The sequence below is a fragment of the Citrobacter sp. TBCS-14 genome (assembly GCF_005280805.1).
Classification (GTDB): domain Bacteria; phylum Pseudomonadota; class Gammaproteobacteria; order Enterobacterales; family Enterobacteriaceae; genus Citrobacter; species Citrobacter gillenii.
The window spans coordinates 206-511 of sequence record NZ_SZWM01001156.1; the positions used below are offsets into that span (position 1 = coordinate 206).

At 55.9% G+C, this 306-nt stretch carries 1 protein-coding gene; it reads left to right on the top strand.

Translation table 11 applies throughout. The features are described from left to right. The coding region (locus FDX22_RS32115) for a serine hydrolase (protein WP_255433065.1) at positions 1–306 on the top strand (306 nt) is incomplete at both ends.

Below are 306 nucleotides of genomic sequence, written 5' to 3' on the forward strand. Positions count from 1 at the left end.
CTGCCGCTTCAGATCCCCGACGAGGTGACGGATAAAACCGCATTGCTGCGCTTTTATCAAAACTGGCAACCCCAGTGGGCCCCGGGCGCTAAACGTCTCTATGCTAACTCCAGCATTGGTCTGTTTGGCGCACTGGCGGTGAAACCCTCTGGAATGAGCTACGAAGAGGCGATGATCAGACGCGTCCTGCAGCCATTAAAACTCACTCACACCTGGATTACCGTTCCGCAGAACGAGCAACGAGATTATGCCTGGGGCTATCGCGATGGCAAGCCCGTACATGTTTCGCCAGGCCAGCTTGATGCC